Genomic DNA, 15,530 nt, shown 5'->3' on the forward strand with positions numbered 1-15,530 from the left:
CAGGACAGAGAACGCGGTCGCTGCGATCGCGACGCCCGAACGGCCTTCCGACCACAGTCACAAGAACGACCGGCAGATCGGCACATCGGATCCCTTCACCGGCGGTATGATTTCCGTCCTGACACGGCTGATCAGACAAGCCATCGGGATCGAATGAGCACCCTTCCGGAGGACCGGCACCATAAAGGCTCTGGCAGCATCGAATAGCGTGATCGACATGATGATCTCCCTGATGCGCCACCCTCAGATACCGGCCAAGCGTTCGAGGAGAACAACGGCCCGCGCGAGATCCGACCGCTCGCTTTCCGAAAGGGTTTCGGCAATCCGCTGCACCAGCCAGTCTTCGCGCGCTGTACGCTGCCGGGCGAGTTCATCGCGGGCTGCCTGCTCGATCACGATGCGAAACTGGCGCCTGTCCTGCGGGTCGGCCTCACGCCGCACGAACCCGCGCGCTTCCAGACTCGCGACATGCGCGCCCATCGACTGCGGCCGCATGGCTTCGGCCTGGGCGAGCGTGGTCACGGTCGCGGGTCCATCACGATCGAGACGGCTCAGCAGCGCGATCTGTGCGGACGAAAGATCGTCGGAAGCACCTTGTGCACGAAGGCGACGCTTGAGGGCTCCGAGTGCCGCGCGCAGGCCGGATGCGATGGCGGCCGGCTCGGTATCGACGATCATGCAGCGGGCCCTCGACATGAAGCTAACCTGAGAAGGTTTCCTTCATATCTGATGGCTGGTCAAGCGCCTTGGTCAGGACGTCAGTGGTGGACGACGCAGGACGTGGTCTGCACGTCATGCCTGCACAGACGCAGCGGCACGCGCTTGGGGACAGGCCAGAACAGGGCGATCCCGCCCCAGATCGCGACAGCCATGATGGCCGCGATAATGGGCGCGCGGAAGCTCGGCAGACCGGTCGGTATCGGCACGCGGTCGCCCGCGCGCATCACCTCGTCCAGATCGGAAGTGGGCAGATCGGAGGCGGGCGCCTTGTCAGATTTCGGCGGAGAACCCGAGGGCCGCATGCATTTCCTCCCATTCGCGCTTGCTCAAACCCGAATCGGACTGCGCCACGGTCTCGCCCGCCAGCCTGCGTCGAAGCACGGCGAGCATGCCCTTCGAGAAGGTCGCAGCACCTAGGCGGTACTGTTCGAATGCGTCTGCTGTCGCCGGCACCCAGGCCCGCAGGATATCGCGCATCACGTCGGCATAGACACGGATTTCGTATTGCGCGTGTGGGTCCGCCCGCAGCCCGATGAAGTTCATCAGGTTGTGCAGATCCGTCTTCCAGTACCACTGGGTATAGGTATTCAGCGTGAGGTTCATCCGCGCGAGTTCGCGGGCGAGCCCGATGCCGTCCGGATCGAGCATCGTCTCGTAGTCGTCGAAGCAGCGTGTCGCATCCGCCCGCAGCATGTCGAGCACACGTGCCGCCGTATCGGCATCCAGCGCATCCGCCCGGCCCTGGCGGTTGCTGCGGCTCTGACCGGCGACCTGCTCGGGCGTGGGCAGATAGAACTCACGATCGAGAATCGAATAGCGCGCGGAATACTCGTTCACATTCGCCATGCGGTGGCGAATCCACTGACGTGCCACGAAGACCGGCAACTTCACATGGAACTTGATCTCGCACATCTCGAACGGCGTCGAATGACGATGCCGCATCAGATATCGGATCAGGCCCGCGTCTTCCGACACTTTCTTCGTGCCGCGCCCATAGGACACGCGCGCCGCCTGCACGACCGCCCCGTCATCGCCCATGTAGTCGATCACGCGCAGAAAGCCGTGATCGAGCAACTCGAACGGCGTGTACAGCAGCGATTCCAACGCGGGCACGGTCGGCCGCAGCGTGGTGTGATGGGCGACGCGCTGTGCGTCGATTTCGGCGCGTTGTTCGGCTGAGATCGGCATGGGGCCGTCCTAACATGAGGAGGTGCCGCACGCCATCCAGCCAGCAGGCGAAAGGGTCAGGTCGCGCTTCACCTGGGCACGCTCCGGAGCCGGTCGGACAGGCCGCGTTCCAGCGTCACGGCCAATCCATGCTCGCGCAGAACGGCAGCACAGGTGGCAGCGTGGCTGATATCCTCGATCAGGATCCGGTCGCCCGGCACCGGCGCGCGCGATCTTCATGGCTGCCTGCCCATGCCCCTCGGCGCAGGCAATATGATGGACCGCAGGTGCGAGACGCCCCGTCGAATCGGTCGTCGCAAAACGGCAACGCGCGCATGTCGGCGATCAACATTGCGCGGTCCGCCACGCCGTGCCTGTGCATGCTGTCCCTCAGTCCGTCGGGACCGTTACCGCTCTAATCGTGCGTGCGCCACGGATCGACAGCATCCACCCAACCGGCCGGCACTCTCCACGCAGCGGCAAGGAGCCTGAGACTGCACCCGGTTTCAGCGCATGTTCGTCGCCACACTCCTCAAGACGGTCCAGCAATTCCTCGCGTTCCCGCGCACCTTCGGGACCACGCCGCGCCAGATCATTGCGTCGGCGGCAAACGCCTTTGCAGCGCCCGGCCACCGCGTTCTCGTTGCCCGGATCTGTATCCAGTGCGCCGCACCGATGCCGAACGGCAGCCAGCGGCGGCAGACATACTCACCAGAGCACGACGGGTGACGCGTCCAGCGCGCAGGGCAACAGTCGTTTCACGATCATGGAGATGCCCTGGCTCGGACAGAACGCGAGTGACAGCCGTTACTGACGCCCTCTCAGCAGTGTACATCAGTGCGAACGTCCTCATCGAGCGATACAGCCTTCATAGGAGGACAACCGGGCCCATGCGGAGCCCCGCGCTTCACGGTTCGCAGCGCACCCCTGCCGATAACCTGTCCGACGGGCACCTTGCGCCGGGAGGGACCGGGCCCTATATGTTTCCCTGCCTGGGGCGCAAGCCCTGGCTATGGCGATAAACGTTGTGTGGAATAAGTGTTGCGGACCCGGGGGCAGTGCCCGGCGTCTCCACCAAATTCTCCGCAATCCCTTCGGGGAGCGTGGAGCATGGGGACGAAACAGGCTCGACGCGCACGGTAAAGACGCAGCTTTTGCCCGGCATTGTACCACCGTCATCGGGCTAAATCACAAGTGCCAACGATAACTCGCAGGTGCTCGCTGTCGCTGCATAAGCGATAAGCGCGGTTCGGGAGGGCACCGGGCAACAGAAGCCCTCCCACTTTCATCCATTTCCTCTCCATCGACCAACGCAATGCGGAACCGGCATGGCATGCCGGCGGTTCTGATCCAGGGCCCTGAGCACGGCGAGACTTGTCACGTCCCGACATCTGTCGCATGGCTTTCGGGCATGAGAGCACCAATGGATACCGAGGCATGACCGACGACCAGCCCCCAGAGTTCGACGCGGACGTGCCGGAGAGCCTTCTCCCCTATGACCAGTGGGTCGAGGATGCCTATCGCGAGGTCATGCTCCGCGCGATCGAGCACGCGGCCGAAGCCGGCCTGCCGGGCGAACACCACTTCTACCTGACGTTCCGGACCGATGCGCCGGGCGTGGTGATCCCGCAGCGCCTGCGCGCGCAGTATCCGCACGAGATGACGATCGTGCTGCAGCACCAGTTCTGGGACCTGGCGGTCGATCGTGACGCGGAGACGATCTCGGTCGGCCTGTCCTTCGGGGGTGTCGGCAGCATCCTCGTGATCCCGGTGCGGGCCGTGACGGCGTTCGCCGATCCGCACGTGCGCGTCGCCATGCGCTTTCAGGGCGATGCAGACGATTTCGATGACGAAGGGGATGACGGCGCGCCCGAGGTCGAGGCCGAAAGCCCAGCCCCCGAGGAGCCACCCGAGGACGCGCAGGTCGTCAGCCTCGATGCGTTCCGCCGCAAGCCCCCGGGCCGCGACTGACCGCGCCCCCTGCTCCTATCCGAAGCCCCGCGTGCCCTGAGGAGACATCATGCGCTTCACCGTCGACCGGCTCGATCATCTGGTGCTGACCGTTCGTGACCGCGATATCTCCGCATCGTGGTACCAACGGGTGCTCGGCATGGAAATCGAGGAATACGGGCGCAACAATCGCGTGGCACTCAGCTTTGGCGGGCAGAAGCTCAATCTCCGTCCCGAAGGCAGCGAAGGCTGGACGACCGCCGAGGCGGCGCGCCCGGGCGTGAGCGATCTGTGCTTCGTGACGGCGATTGCGAGCGACGACGTGGTCCGTCATCTGGAAAGCTGCGGCGTGCAGGTCGTGGAAGGGCCCGTCGCACGTCTGGGCGCGCTCGGGCCGACCACATCCGTCTATTGCCTCGATCCCGACCGCAATCTGGTCGAGATCGCTTCCTACCAGGGCTGAACGCGTCGGTCGCAGGCATCAACAAGGCGGAACGGGTCAGGGCCGCAACCAACCCCGGCCCGTTCGTCTGTTTCATGAACGCCCCGGCATCCCGGCGCTCGGCCTGACGAGCGCCTTCACGTGTAGCGAAACGCGGGAACTTGGGCCTCAGGCGAAGCCTGTGACTTCGTGCGGGACGTAAGGTGCTTCCATCGCCGCAATCTCGTCCGGCGTCAGACGCACCGACAAAGCTGCGATCGCATCGTCGATATGGCCTGTCTTTGATGCCCCGACGATCGGGGCGGAGACGCCCTTCGTCTGCATGACCCAGGCAAGTGCCACCTGCGCACGGGGGATGCCGCGAGCCGAAGCAACCTTCGCCACGGCTTCGGCCACGCGGCGATCCGCATCGTCCGTGCGGGCGTAGAGCGATTTCGCATATTGGTCGGTTTCGGCCCGCTGGGTCTGCTCGTCCCAGTCGCGGGTCAGCTTTCCGCGTGCCAGAGGGCTCCAGGGCAGAAGGCCCACGCCCTGATCGCGGCAAAGCGGGATCATTTCGCGCTCCTCTTCGCGATACAGCAGGTTTAGATAGTTCTGCATGGTCACGAAGCGGGTCCAGCCATGACGCTCGGCCACGTTCTGCGCCTTGGCGAACTGCCACGCATACATCGACGATGCGCCCAGATAACGCACCTTGCCGGCACGCACGATGTCGTGCAGCGCCTCCATGGTTTCCTCGATCGGGGTCGCCGCGTCCCAGCGATGGATCTGGTAGAGATCCACATAATCGACACCCAGCCGGCGCAGTGACGCGTCGATGGCCTGAAAGATCGCCTTGCGCGAGAGTCCCTGCCCGTTCGGCCGACGCTCGCCGCCCAGGGCACCCGGCGGGAAGAACACCTTGGTCGCCAGAACGACCTCGTCTCGGTTCGTGAACTCCTTCAGGAACCGTCCGACCATCTCCTCGGACGTGCCTGCGGAATAGGAGTTGGCCGTATCGAAGAAGTTGATCCCCTGTTCCACCGCATGGCGGAAGATCGGGCGGCTCTCCGCCTCCGGCTTCGTCCAGGGATGCGCTCCGGCATCGGGATCACCGAATGTCATGCAGCCGAGGCAGACCGGGGAGATATCCAGACCCGTCTGCCCGAGTTTCACATAATCCATGACGCATCTCCTGTTTTTCGATCAGGCGCGATCATAGGCATCACGCGCAGGGTTCGTCACGCCCGGTGGCGGGAACCAAGCGATGCCATGGCGGGAAACACGCCGTCGCGCAGGATCAGGCCATGCAGCAGGGCCGCTGCGATATGGACCAGGATGGTTGCGAACAGGGTGCAGGCCAGCACGGTGTGGGCCCGACGCAGACCTGCAAACAACGCCGTATCATGCGGGAGGATCGGCGGCAGATGAACGCCGCCCCACATGACGACCGGGTAGGCTCCCGCCGACAGCATTCCCCATCCGATCAGCGGCATCGCAATCATCAGCGTGTAGAGCAGGACATGGGACGCTTTTGCCGCCAGCGCCTGCGCGCGCGGCAGGCTGGCAGGCAGCGCCGGCTGCGGGACGATCAGACGATTGACCAGCCGGATAAGCGCGAGTGCCAGAATGGCGATGCCGACCGGCCGATGGATGGCAACAGAGGTGGCATAGGCCGGCCCGACGGTGCCCGCCATGAAGACGCCAAGAAACAACATGCAGAGGATCATCGCGGCCATGAACCAGTGCAACAGTCGCGCGATCCCCGAGAACCGCGTGGGCGTCCGATTAGTCCTCATGGCGCAGGACTCCGGGTCGTCGCGCCGGTATCCGCGTCAGCGCCCGATGGTCCGGTCGCGGCCGCGACGATCGCAGGCGTCACGGCGCTCGGCGGCTTTGCCTCACCGGAGCGAAGGGCGAAGGACCGCGCATAGGATGCAGAGCGCGCGGACGGGATCGGATCATCGGATGCCGCGATCCCGGGTGGAAGGATCAACGGGTCGAACGTGATGCCGGTACACGGGCCGCCATCCTCGCTCTGCGCCGCATTGATCGTCAGGACACCGGCATCGACCTGCCGTCGGTCGTCGGGCCAGGCTCGGCTGGGATCGGCGGTCTGATCCGTCGGATCGGCCACCGTAACCATCATCTGCCAGTGCAGCGGATGCGCCCGCAGGGCTGTCAGAAGATCCTCGAACAGGAAAACCAGCCCCGTGGCCGGCGCCCCTGTGGTCGCGTTGGCGGGATCGGCACGGAAAGTCCAGCGTACCGGCACGCTGACACCCTCGGCATTCGTCATGATGAGGCATCGAGGCCGTTATAGGTGCCGTCGGCAAAGGTAGCCGTGCCCGGCGGATGTGCCTTGATGTAGCCAAGGGCCGCCGCCACGGTCGGATGTCCCGCCAGAAAGGCCTGAACCCGGCCGGGATCGGGCGCGCCGCCGGGGGGCGGGGCCGTCGCCTTCGTCAGGGCGGCAAATTCCTTCGCGTTCGCCGCCGGAAAAATGGGCAGGACGATCATTCCGGCGCGCCATTCAGCGGCATCGGGCGGCATCAGACGAAGCGCCAGACTGCGAACATCCTTCGGCGTATCGGGCTGAAACGGTGCGCCGCCGGCCAGCGAAAACCGCGCGACGACCGGCGTGCGGGTCAGGCGAAAAACGTCCGCATGCGAGAGCGTCCGCGCCGCAGCCGATGGCTCGAACCAGCCCGTGGCGCAGACACCGCGCGCGTGATTGCGTCGAAAGCCCGCATGATAGCCGCTCGTGTCATAGAACACGGTCATGACCCGCGCGGGCGTAAGCCGTTGCGGCGAAAGCCAGCCTGCCGCGGCCGCAAAGCCCAGCGAAAGCACGCCGACCACACCCGCGATCAGCGCAAGGCGCGGCAGCGTCCTGCGATCGAGCGGCGGGATGGCACGGGAACGCGGATCGACCATGATCTGGGTCTCATGGTCCGGCACGCCATTCTGTCCGGCGTCCGGAACCGTCTCGCACGTTCATTGCGCAGACACGTCTTCGTCAAGACACGATCGCGCGTTCGACGTGCGTCAGGGCACGATACCGGCTGCGACGAGCCCGCGCCGTTCCGTGCTGACAGCCGTCGGGCTCAGCGGCGGCGTGCGCGCGGCATGAACCGTATCGGCATCGATTGTCGCCTTGTTCCCGGTTGCACCCAGCGAGGCGACATGGGTCAGGACGGCAGCAATGTCCGCATCCGTCAGCGCCCGGAATGACGGCATGTATCCGACATAGGTCGCATTGTTGATCCGGAGCATCCCGGTCATCCCGTTGATCAGCACATGGCCGAGATAGGCGCGGCCCTGGTCGTTCGACGCGATTGTTGCGACCCGACCGGCGAGCGGCGGGTACTGGGCCGGAATGCCGCGGCCATCGGCCTGATGGCACATGGCGCATTTCGCGGCATACAGCGCGGCCCCATCAGGTGCCGCATGCGCGGACGAGATGAAGGACAGCGCAAGGGCAGCCGTCAGCAAACGTTTCACGATGTGGATATCCTTCTTCAAGTTCTTCTGCGGGTCAGCGGATATCGTGAACGGTCGCAGCATCAATCTGATCCGGCGCGTGATTGCCGAAATGCGTGCGGACGTAATTCACGACCGCTGCGACCTGCTTGTCCGTCAGCATGGTATCGAGATCGGGCATGCCTCCCTCGCCATGCAGCACGATATAGGCGGGATAAGAGGCGTCCTCGAGCTTGCCGTTCCCCGCGAGCGCCGGAATTGCGGCTCCGGCACCCAGTCCGCCGCGTCCGTCGCGCATATGACAGCCCTGGCAGACATGCGCATAGATCTGCCCGCCGTCGCGCAACGTTGCAAGCGCTCCGGTCGCGGCCCCTGCACTGGTCGCACTGTCGGCGCGCGCCGATGGGGCTGCGGAGAGTGCGCAGACCAGTCCGAGGAGAGCTGCGGACTTACGCATGCTGGCCGCCATGCGCGCGAGCGTTAACCTGGGTTACGGCATTGAGCGCGGACAGGACAGCACCTTCCTGCCAGCAGCCGACATAGGAGGCATGCTCGCCCGCAAGGACGACACGCCGGTCCATCCGCACGAGGTTCCTGTAGTGCGTCTGGCGCGCCTGATCGCTCCAGTTGCTGCAGCAACCCAGAGTCCACGGCACGCGGCTCCATGCGATGGACACCCCGTTGGAAAATTCCTTGTCATATTGCGGATGGATCGCAGCACCTTCCTTTCGGGCGAGCGCGATCCTTTCGGCGGGCGTCATGCCGGCAAGGTACATCGCACTTTCGCCGAACATGTAGCCGCCCAGCAGGACGCCCGGCCCGCGGGACAGATAGCCGTGGCTCGGATAGGAAATCTGCGAAATCGTCTGGTCGGTGAAGCTGATCCCACCATAGATTGCGTCGTCCTGCTCCCAGAACCGCCGCCGGAATTCCAGGCCGATCTTGACGGAGGAATGGTAGGCGATGCCGCCGATCGCCGCCTTCAGTTCCGATGAGACCTGACACGACAGCTGATCGAGGATCGGCAAAGGCAGCGCACAGATGCAGAAATCGGCATGCAGCGTCGCGCGCGTTCCATCTTCCAGACGCGTATAGTCGACAGAAACGCCATGCTCATCCTGCCGGATTGCCGCAACCTGCGATTTCAGCCGCACCAGATGGCCGACATGCGGGATGAACGCGCGCGAGATCATGTCCATCCCGCCCGCGGGCTGGAACATCGTGGTCTGCATCTCATATGTCTGATGAAACGCAATCGCCTGCCACAGGCCGGACGCCATCAGTTCGCCACGCGGCAAGGGCCTGGATGGCACCGGCGCACCGTTCTCTCCCGCCCCCGGCTCCTTCGCATACCCGCGGGTCAGCGCCATCGCGTCGCTCGCGTGATACTGGCCCGACGGGTCGAGCGCACCGGTCAGGCGCAGGGCCTGCAGCACGTCACGCCGTTCGTCGCGCGACAGGCCGGTCTCGAGGGCCTGCGTATTGATGGCCTTCGTCAGGAGTTCGGCCGTATAGCCCGCATAATCCACTGCGACGTCGCGATATCGCTGTGGCCTGCCACCGAAATGCGCCGCGCTGTGGAGGAGACTGTTGTAGTTCGTCTCCACGAACGGTTCGAGCGCAACGCCGAGGGTTGCGCAATAATGCAGCAGGCCCGCGTGATGATAAGGAATGCGCCACGGGCCGGGATTGAAGTAATTGCCCGGCGCGAAATGCACGTCCTGCGCGGGCGAGCCCATCTCGACCAGCCGGTCGCCGCCCCGCAGGGTGATGTTCCGCCCACCGATCCGCGCCTGATATTCGAGCACGGTCACGTCATATCCGGCACGGGACAGTTCGTAGGACGCCACCAGTCCTGCCAGCCCCGCGCCCAGAACCGCAACCGACGTTCGCCCATCGGGCTTGGCCAGAGGCGGCACGCGCGTGAAGTCGCTCTCGGCCGCATGCCCGAGCGTGCGCATTGCGTCATACACGGCGGACGCACCGGCCGCGGCGCCCAGCCTGCGCAGGAAACCGCGCCGCGTTCCGGTTCGATCCGTCATGTCCCATCCTTGCGGAATCGTTGCGATCTGGAAGCAGGCACGGGTCGCCCCCGGAAATCAAGCCCGCCGGTTCAGACTTCCGGCTCGATGAGGCACTCCAGATCCGGATTGCTCAATGATGCCGCCACCCCCCAGCGGAAGAAAACGAGAGCCACGGCGGCCACGGCCGCGAGATCCCACGGATAGGCAATCCAGCCGCGGCCGCCGAACTGCGGACTTCCGGCAAACGACAGGACGGCGATTGCAATCAGGTAGGCCGGGAACCACAGGGCCGTGCGGACCGCATCGCGATGCACCCGCCAGGGATCTTTGGCCCGCACCCAGAGATAGAGCGGCACACAGGCCAGCACGAGCAGGATCACTTCGGCGCTCAGGGGCCAGCACGCCCAGTAGAGGAGCCAGGACGCGAAGACGAAACTCAACGGGCCGATGACCGCGATCCCGCGCAACCGCCACGGCCTCGGATGAGACGGCAGCCTGCGTCGCAAGGCCACGGCGCAGACCGGGATCATCAGATAGGAAATCACGACCGAGACGGAGATCGCACCTGCCAGGATCGACCAGCCCCGGAAGAAATACAGCAGTACGAACGAGACGATCAGGCTGAGCCACAAGGCAGGACGCGGCGCGTGATACAGCGGATGGGTGCGACCGAACACCGCAGGCGCCGTGCCGTTGCGCTGCATCCCAAGTGTCAGCCGGGCACTCGTCGCCATGTCGGTCGCCCCCGTGCCGCTGGGAGAAACGAATGCATCGAGATACAGCAGGGCCACGATCCCGTTGAGCTGGAACGACAGCGCAAGATCGGCGAACGGAGAGGCCAGATCGAGAGACGCCCACCCGCCGGCGCCGGGATGTGCCGCCACGAGAAACGCCGCCTGAAGCAGCAGGTAGACGATTGTCGCGACGCCGACTGACCCGAGTGTCGCGAACGGCACGGACCGCCCCGGATCGCGCACCTCTCCCGCGAGGTTCAACGGACTTTGAAAGCCGTTATAGGCAAAGACGATGCCCGAGGTCGCCACCGCCGTCAGCACGCCCGACGCCCCGTATGGCAGGAACGGTCCCATCGGATGCACGCCTGCATGCAGCGCGACCGCCAGCAGGGTCAGCGCCGTGGCGCAGGGGACGAACAGCTTGAACACGGTCACGGCCGCGTTCACGCGGGCGAAGATGCGCATGCCCCAGTAATTCACCAGGAAATACACGACCACCAGCGCGCCTGCGATGACGAGCGCCTCGGGTGTCAGCGTGCCGTTTCGATACAGCGCATGGGCCCACGGATACGGCCAGGCGCTCATGTACTGAACCGACGCTTCGGCCTCGATCGGGATGACGGACGTAATCGCGATCCAGTTCGCGCAGGCGGTCAGGAACCCCAACGGGCGCCCATGGGTCACTTGCGCATAGCGCACCATGCCGCCTGCGACCGGGAACATCGCCCCGAGTTCCGTCGCCAGTGCCGCGATCGAGAGAGCAATGATACTGCCGATTACCCAGGCGAACATGGACGCCGGACCCGCCAGCGCGGCCGCGCGGGCCGCCCCGAACAGCCAGCCGGACCCGATCATGGCGCCAAGCCCCGTGAACAGCAGCGGCCAGCGCCCGACGCTACGCACCAGGGCGCCCGGCGCCTGCGGCCCGTTTGATCCGATGTGTCCTTCGCCCATGCGTTCGTATGGCTCCCTGTTCATATCCGCGCTTCGATGCGGACCGCATGCGCCGACCGAGCCGGTCAACCATGCCGGTCCGGATGGGTTGTGCCAATCCATTGCCTTTACGCAGCGTTACCCGTGCAGCTTTCGGCCGGACGATGACAGGATGCTCGCGGCGCGGACGCCCGTCTTCCGTTTGCGCATAGCAGTCTGATCCGGATGCGCGGCTCATGCGTTGACCGCTCCGGACAGGACTACGTATCGTTTTGACTTCATGACGGCCGGGGAAACCTCTCCACGGCCGGAACGGACGGATTTCGGAATGACGGACACGGCCGGGACACAAATTGCGTCGAAAACATCGTCGGTTGCGGCCGGATCAGTCGGCAATTTCCTCGAATTCTACAACTTCGTGGCCTACGCGTTCTTCGCCTCCATGATCGGGGCCGCGTTCTTCCCCGGGCATGACGATCTGGCGCGACTGCTGGGCGCCTTCATGGCGTTCGGTGCGGGCTTTCTCGCCCGCCCGCTGGGCGCCATCGTGATCGGACGCTACGCGGAGCGGCGCGGCAATCGCGCGGCCCTGACGCTGACGCTTTCGCTGATGGCATGCGGCGCCCTGATCATCGCCTGCACGCCGGGCTATTCGACGATCGGCCTCGCGGCGCCGGCCCTGATCGTTTTCGCCCGGTTGATTCAGGGGTTTTCCGAAGGGGGTGAAGTCGGTCCGGCCACGGATTTCCTGTATTCCCTCGGATCGGGACGCATGGCCGGCGTTTACGCCGCGATGCAGCCGACGACGCAGATGATCGCCTCCCTGGTCGCCGTCAGCATCGGTCTGGGCCTGTCATTCGGGCTCGACCATGACGCACTCTATGCCTGGGGCTGGCGTGTGCCGTTCGCCTGCGGCCTTCTGGTCGTCCCGGCCGGGATCTACCTGCGTCGCGCTCAGAAGGACGATCACGCTGCCCATGCGCCGCACACCCATGGCCGGATCGACCCGGTCAACGTGGCGCTCGTGTTCCTGATCGTCACCTGCGGCACGATCACGACCTATCTGCGCACCTTCGGTGTCTCCTATGCGATCACGGCGCTGCACCTGTCGCCCCGTATCGGCATGGCGACAGGCGCCATCGGTATGGTCTTCGGGATCGTCGCGACCGCGTTTTCGATCTGGGCGTTCCTGCGCCTCAATCCTTGGGCGATCCTGATCCCGTTCGGCGCACTCTATGCCCTGGCCGCCTACCCTGCCTACGGATTTGCCGTCCACAGCCCGGGGCTGTTCAGCCAGGTCGTGCTGAACATCGCGATGTTCAGCGGATCGGCTGTCATTTCCGTGCTGATGTATTCCGTCATGCTGGGGGCCATCCCGGCCGGATCACGCGCCTTCGTGTTCGGCCTCGCCTACACGCTGGCGGTCACGGTGTTCGGAGGGGCGACGACGCCTGCCGTCACCTGGGCGATCCGGCGGCTGCATGACCCCATGATCCCGGGCTATCTCAGCCTCCTCGTGATCCCGACGCTGCTGGTCGCCGTCGGGATTCTCGGGCGTCGCTCGGGGCTGATGGAACGCAGGGCCTGAACCGGCATTCAGGCCCGCTTTGGTCGTCAGGCCTGCACGGCGTCCAGAAAATCCGCCGTGGGCACGAAGAACAGACAGCCGGTGACGGCGCGGCTGTAGTCCAGCAGACGGTCGTAGTTCCCTTCCGGCTTCCCGATGAACATGTTGCGCAGCATCTCCTCCGTGGTCGAGGCGGAGCGTGCATATCCCACGAAATACGTGCCGAACTCGCCACGGCCGGGCTCACCGAACGGCATGTTGTCACGCAGGATGCTGATCTGCCGGCCGTCCCGGGTGACGGTATTCAGGACGTTGTGGGCGTATGGCGGCTTCGCCGAATCCGCGAGTTCCACGTTCGAGAGCTTCTTCCGCCCGATGATCTTTTCCTGCGTCTCGATCGGCAGCGTGTTCCACGCATCGAGATCGTGCAGGTATTTCTGGATGACGAGGTAGCTGCCGCCCGCGAAGTCCGCGTCTTCATCGCTGATCAGGGCCGCCTCGGCAGCAGCGGCTGCGCCTTCCGGGTTCTCCGTGCCGTCGACGAAGCCGATCAGGTCGCGGTCATCGAAATACTTGAAGCTCTGGACCTCGTCGACGACAGTCGTGAAGGCGCGCAATCGCTCCATGATGAGTGCCGCCATCTCGAAGCACATGTCCTGCCGCACCGCACGGATATGGAACACAAGATCGCCCGGCGTGGAAACGGCATGATGCACGCCGTGCAGTTCCACGAACGGATGCAGCTCCTTCGGCCGCCGGCCGGGAAACAGGCGGTCCCAGGCCGCCGATCCAAGACCGAGCACACAGGACAACTGCCCGTTGAGATCCCGAAATCCCACGGTGCGGCGCAGCGCCGACAGGTCTGCGAACATATCCTTGACGGCATGCTCGGCCTCGGCCCCGGGTGAAATGGTGAGCACCAGGAAGATCGCGGCGCGTGTCAGGGGGGCTGCAACAGCCTGAGGCGTCGGGGTGGCCATAGGGGTGGGACTCTCCTGTCATTCGAATAGAGCGCATGCATGCGCCATACCGTGCCAGCGGCCACAGGAGAGTTCGGACTGTCAACGTCCCGACACTGCGCGCGGTCCGGCCGCGCTGCCGGACCGGGGATTTCAGTCCGCGTGATAGACGAGGGTGCCGCGCTGCCAGACCTGTGCCACACGGTCGATGTCGAGGATCTGCCGATCCGGCGTACCGTCCACGATCAGCAGGTCGGCGCGCCTGCCCGGTGCGATGATGCCGCGATCGTTCAGCCCGATCAGGGCGGCCGCATGGCCCGTGGCCAGGGTGATCGCCTGAAGCGGCGTTAGGCCCGCGCCGACCGTCAACGCCAGTTCACGATGTTCGGCAAAGCCCGGCACGCGGGTGGGCGCGGCGCCCGAATCCGTGCCGAACCCGATCTTGATGCCCGCGCGATACAGACGCAGCAGGTTGTGCTGGTTGACGGACACGGCGTAACGCGAGGCCGGCGTCGTCGCTGCGGCCAGCGTCCTGGCACGCCATGCCGGATCGGCAAACTGCGCGCGCAGTTCCGGACTCAGGCCACGGGTCAGGAACGGATTGTTCAGCCATTCCGGATGCAGCGCGAAGACATAGTTCGCCTCATCGAGATCGAGCGTCGCGATATACCAGGTGTCGTGCGCACGCATGGCATCGATCAGTGCCTGATCGACCGGCTTGTCCCTCACGCCATGCGCCAGGATGTCCGCGCCTGCCGCGACGACGGATTTGGCAACGGCCAGATCGTGAATATGAACCGCGACACGCACATGCCGCCTGTGCGCCTCGTCGATCGCGGCTTTGTAGATCTCGGGCGAGAGCTTGGGATAACCCTTGGCACCAACGACGTCGTTGCGGAAGTCGTCCACCCACAGCTTCACGACATCCGTGCCTTCGTCGATCATCGTGTCGACGTCGTGCCGCGCCTCGTCCGGCGTCCCGGGGCGGAAAATCTGGTCGTCGGTGATGTGGAACGTATTGGCGGGCGGAATACCGTTCGGCGCGCTGATGCCCTGATCGACGCCGAACAGATCGGCACCGGGATTCTGGCCCGCATGCTGCTCGCGCCGAAGCTGGTCGAACAGGGGCGACTTGTTGAGCCCGAGCGACATGACTGTCAGCACGCCATACTGCGTATATTGCCTGAGGGCCGCGAGAATGTTCTCGCGCGTATAGTTGTTCGATCCCACCTGCGTGCCCGATACGAGTCCGGTATGGCTGTGGTCCGAGATCAGGCCCGGCAGCAGCGTCTTGCCCGAGAGATCGACAACCTTCGCCCCTGAAACGCGCGAGGCTTCCGACTGGGACATGACCGAGACGATCGCGCCATCGCGCACGAGGACTGCCATGTCCGGTTTTGCTGTGGCCCCCGTCCCGTCGATGAGGCGCGCATGTTCGAACAGAACCTCGCCCGCAGCGGCGGGGACGGGACTGGTCTGGGCCAATGCAGCCGGTATCGTGGCTGCGGCGCACAGCACCGCGGCGAGCAGGCGTCGCCGTGCGGACGGGTGCATGGTGCGGTCGATCATCAT

At 65.1% G+C, this 15,530-nt stretch carries 18 protein-coding genes and 1 other RNA gene; 5 read left to right on the top strand and 14 right to left on the bottom strand.

Annotation, left to right across the window (positions count from 1 at the left end):
* Positions 1-243 precede the first annotated feature (243 nt).
* The 4 genes from B8446_RS00290 to B8446_RS16670 all read right to left on the bottom strand — a co-directional run bounded on the left by B8446_RS00290 (position 244) and on the right by B8446_RS16670 (position 2,108).
* Positions 244-696 (bottom strand): MarR family winged helix-turn-helix transcriptional regulator, encoded by a 453-nt coding sequence (locus B8446_RS00290; RefSeq protein WP_048846036.1) that lies wholly within the window; start codon positions 694-696, stop codon positions 244-246.
* 62 nt (positions 697-758) lie between these two features.
* A complete protein-coding gene (locus B8446_RS00295; RefSeq protein WP_048846038.1) occupies positions 759-1,022 on the bottom strand; it encodes a hypothetical protein in 264 nt (87 codons plus the stop codon).
* The gene (gene thyX, locus B8446_RS00300) at positions 991-1,908 is read right to left on the bottom strand and encodes an FAD-dependent thymidylate synthase (RefSeq protein ID WP_048846040.1); all 918 of its coding nucleotides are present in this window, start codon (positions 1,906-1,908) and stop codon (positions 991-993) included. The genes B8446_RS00295 and thyX overlap by 32 nt, the downstream gene beginning before the upstream one ends.
* Positions 1,909-1,976: 68 nt before the next feature.
* A complete protein-coding gene (locus B8446_RS16670) occupies positions 1,977-2,108 on the bottom strand; it encodes a hypothetical protein (protein WP_264921656.1) in 132 nt (43 codons plus the stop codon).
* 292 nt (positions 2,109-2,400) lie between these two features.
* Here B8446_RS16670 and B8446_RS16190 point away from each other — a divergent pair, with 292 nt between their 5' ends.
* The 4 genes from B8446_RS16190 to B8446_RS00320 all read left to right on the top strand — a co-directional run bounded on the left by B8446_RS16190 (position 2,401) and on the right by B8446_RS00320 (position 4,300).
* Positions 2,401-2,616: a hypothetical protein gene (locus tag B8446_RS16190; RefSeq protein WP_048846042.1), complete on the top strand. Its 216-nt coding sequence runs from the start codon at positions 2,401-2,403 to the stop codon at positions 2,614-2,616.
* A 221-nt stretch (positions 2,617-2,837) separates the two neighbouring features.
* Positions 2,838-3,171: a transfer-messenger RNA gene (gene ssrA / locus B8446_RS00310) on the top strand.
* 153 nt (positions 3,172-3,324) lie between these two features.
* Positions 3,325-3,858: an SspB family protein gene (locus B8446_RS00315; protein WP_048846044.1), complete on the top strand. Its 534-nt coding sequence runs from the start codon at positions 3,325-3,327 to the stop codon at positions 3,856-3,858.
* A 49-nt stretch (positions 3,859-3,907) separates the two neighbouring features.
* The gene (locus B8446_RS00320) at positions 3,908-4,300 is read left to right on the top strand and encodes a VOC family protein (RefSeq protein WP_048846046.1); all 393 of its coding nucleotides are present in this window, start codon (positions 3,908-3,910) and stop codon (positions 4,298-4,300) included.
* 147 nt (positions 4,301-4,447) lie between these two features.
* Here the strand turns inward: B8446_RS00320 and B8446_RS00325 are convergent, their stop codons facing one another.
* From B8446_RS00325 to B8446_RS00355, 8 genes are all read right to left on the bottom strand, one after another.
* Positions 4,448-5,443 carry an aldo/keto reductase gene (locus B8446_RS00325; protein WP_048846048.1) on the bottom strand — a complete coding sequence of 332 codons (996 nt, stop codon included), beginning with the start codon at positions 5,441-5,443 and terminating at the stop codon, positions 4,448-4,450.
* Between the two features lie 56 nt (positions 5,444-5,499).
* Positions 5,500-6,057, bottom strand: coding sequence for a cytochrome b (locus B8446_RS00330; protein WP_048846051.1), 558 nt, complete (start codon positions 6,055-6,057; stop codon positions 5,500-5,502).
* A complete protein-coding gene (locus tag B8446_RS16500) occupies positions 6,054-6,557 on the bottom strand; it encodes a catalase family protein (protein ID WP_241767558.1) in 504 nt (167 codons plus the stop codon). The genes B8446_RS00330 and B8446_RS16500 overlap by 4 nt, the downstream gene beginning before the upstream one ends.
* A complete protein-coding gene (locus tag B8446_RS16505) occupies positions 6,554-7,219 on the bottom strand; it encodes a catalase (protein ID WP_241767559.1) in 666 nt (221 codons plus the stop codon). Before B8446_RS16505 ends, B8446_RS16500 begins: the two co-directional genes overlap by 4 nt.
* 87 nt (positions 7,220-7,306) lie before the next feature.
* Positions 7,307-7,762, bottom strand: coding sequence for a c-type cytochrome (locus B8446_RS00340; RefSeq protein WP_158507502.1), 456 nt, complete (start codon positions 7,760-7,762; stop codon positions 7,307-7,309).
* A 34-nt stretch (positions 7,763-7,796) separates the two neighbouring features.
* Positions 7,797-8,198, bottom strand: a complete 402-nt coding sequence (locus tag B8446_RS00345; RefSeq protein WP_048846170.1) for a c-type cytochrome — start codon at positions 8,196-8,198, stop codon at positions 7,797-7,799.
* Positions 8,191-9,783: a flavin monoamine oxidase family protein gene (locus B8446_RS00350; RefSeq protein WP_048846052.1), complete on the bottom strand. Its 1,593-nt coding sequence runs from the start codon at positions 9,781-9,783 to the stop codon at positions 8,191-8,193. Before B8446_RS00350 ends, B8446_RS00345 begins: the two co-directional genes overlap by 8 nt.
* A gap of 71 nt (positions 9,784-9,854) precedes the next feature.
* Positions 9,855-11,453 (bottom strand): APC family permease, encoded by a 1,599-nt coding sequence (locus B8446_RS00355; protein WP_048846054.1) that lies wholly within the window; start codon positions 11,451-11,453, stop codon positions 9,855-9,857.
* Positions 11,454-11,760: 307 nt separating this feature from the next.
* Between B8446_RS00355 and B8446_RS00360 the strand changes: the two genes are divergently transcribed.
* The gene (locus B8446_RS00360; RefSeq protein ID WP_148505772.1) at positions 11,761-13,020 is read left to right on the top strand and encodes an MFS transporter; all 1,260 of its coding nucleotides are present in this window, start codon (positions 11,761-11,763) and stop codon (positions 13,018-13,020) included.
* Between the two features lie 26 nt (positions 13,021-13,046).
* Here B8446_RS00360 and B8446_RS00365 read toward each other — a convergent pair whose 3' ends face one another.
* Together B8446_RS00365 and B8446_RS00370 are read right to left on the bottom strand one after the other, a co-directional pair.
* Entirely contained in the window at positions 13,047-13,979 is a 933-nt protein-coding gene (locus B8446_RS00365; protein WP_048846058.1) for a Dyp-type peroxidase, read from the bottom strand.
* A 132-nt stretch (positions 13,980-14,111) separates the two neighbouring features.
* On the bottom strand, positions 14,112-15,512 hold the full coding sequence (locus tag B8446_RS00370) for an amidohydrolase family protein (RefSeq protein ID WP_084711941.1): 1,401 nt from the start codon (positions 15,510-15,512) through the stop codon (positions 14,112-14,114).
* Positions 15,513-15,530: the final 18 nt, after the last annotated feature.

Origin of the sequence: Tanticharoenia sakaeratensis NBRC 103193 (assembly GCF_000963885.1) — a bacterium.
GTDB classification, from domain to species: Bacteria; Pseudomonadota; Alphaproteobacteria; order Acetobacterales; family Acetobacteraceae; genus Tanticharoenia; species Tanticharoenia sakaeratensis.

Bases quoted from the DNA above. Each gene is read 5' to 3' on its own strand.
- thyX (WP_048846040.1), bottom strand. From the start codon at position 1,908: ATGCCGATCTCAGCCGAACAACGCGCCGAAATCGACGCACAGCGCGTC.
- B8446_RS16190 (WP_048846042.1), top strand. From the start codon at position 2,401: ATGTTCGTCGCCACACTCCTCAAGACGGTCCAGCAATTCCTCGCGTTC.
- B8446_RS00295 (WP_048846038.1), bottom strand. From the start codon at position 1,022: ATGCGGCCCTCGGGTTCTCCGCCGAAATCTGACAAGGCGCCCGCCTCC.
- B8446_RS00325 (WP_048846048.1), bottom strand. From the start codon at position 5,443: ATGGATTATGTGAAACTCGGGCAGACGGGTCTGGATATCTCCCCGGTC.
- B8446_RS16500 (WP_241767558.1), bottom strand. From the start codon at position 6,557: ATGACGAATGCCGAGGGTGTCAGCGTGCCGGTACGCTGGACTTTCCGT.
- B8446_RS00350 (WP_048846052.1), bottom strand. From the start codon at position 9,783: ATGACGGATCGAACCGGAACGCGGCGCGGTTTCCTGCGCAGGCTGGGC.
- B8446_RS00315 (WP_048846044.1), top strand. From the start codon at position 3,325: ATGACCGACGACCAGCCCCCAGAGTTCGACGCGGACGTGCCGGAGAGC.
- B8446_RS00345 (WP_048846170.1), bottom strand. From the start codon at position 8,198: ATGCGTAAGTCCGCAGCTCTCCTCGGACTGGTCTGCGCACTCTCCGCA.
- B8446_RS00370 (WP_084711941.1), bottom strand. From the start codon at position 15,512: ATGCACCCGTCCGCACGGCGACGCCTGCTCGCCGCGGTGCTGTGCGCC.
- B8446_RS00320 (WP_048846046.1), top strand. From the start codon at position 3,908: ATGCGCTTCACCGTCGACCGGCTCGATCATCTGGTGCTGACCGTTCGT.
- B8446_RS00330 (WP_048846051.1), bottom strand. From the start codon at position 6,057: ATGAGGACTAATCGGACGCCCACGCGGTTCTCGGGGATCGCGCGACTG.
- B8446_RS00360 (WP_148505772.1), top strand. From the start codon at position 11,761: ATGACGGACACGGCCGGGACACAAATTGCGTCGAAAACATCGTCGGTT.
- B8446_RS00365 (WP_048846058.1), bottom strand. From the start codon at position 13,979: ATGGCCACCCCGACGCCTCAGGCTGTTGCAGCCCCCCTGACACGCGCC.
- B8446_RS00290 (WP_048846036.1), bottom strand. From the start codon at position 696: ATGTCGAGGGCCCGCTGCATGATCGTCGATACCGAGCCGGCCGCCATC.
- B8446_RS00355 (WP_048846054.1), bottom strand. From the start codon at position 11,453: ATGGGCGAAGGACACATCGGATCAAACGGGCCGCAGGCGCCGGGCGCC.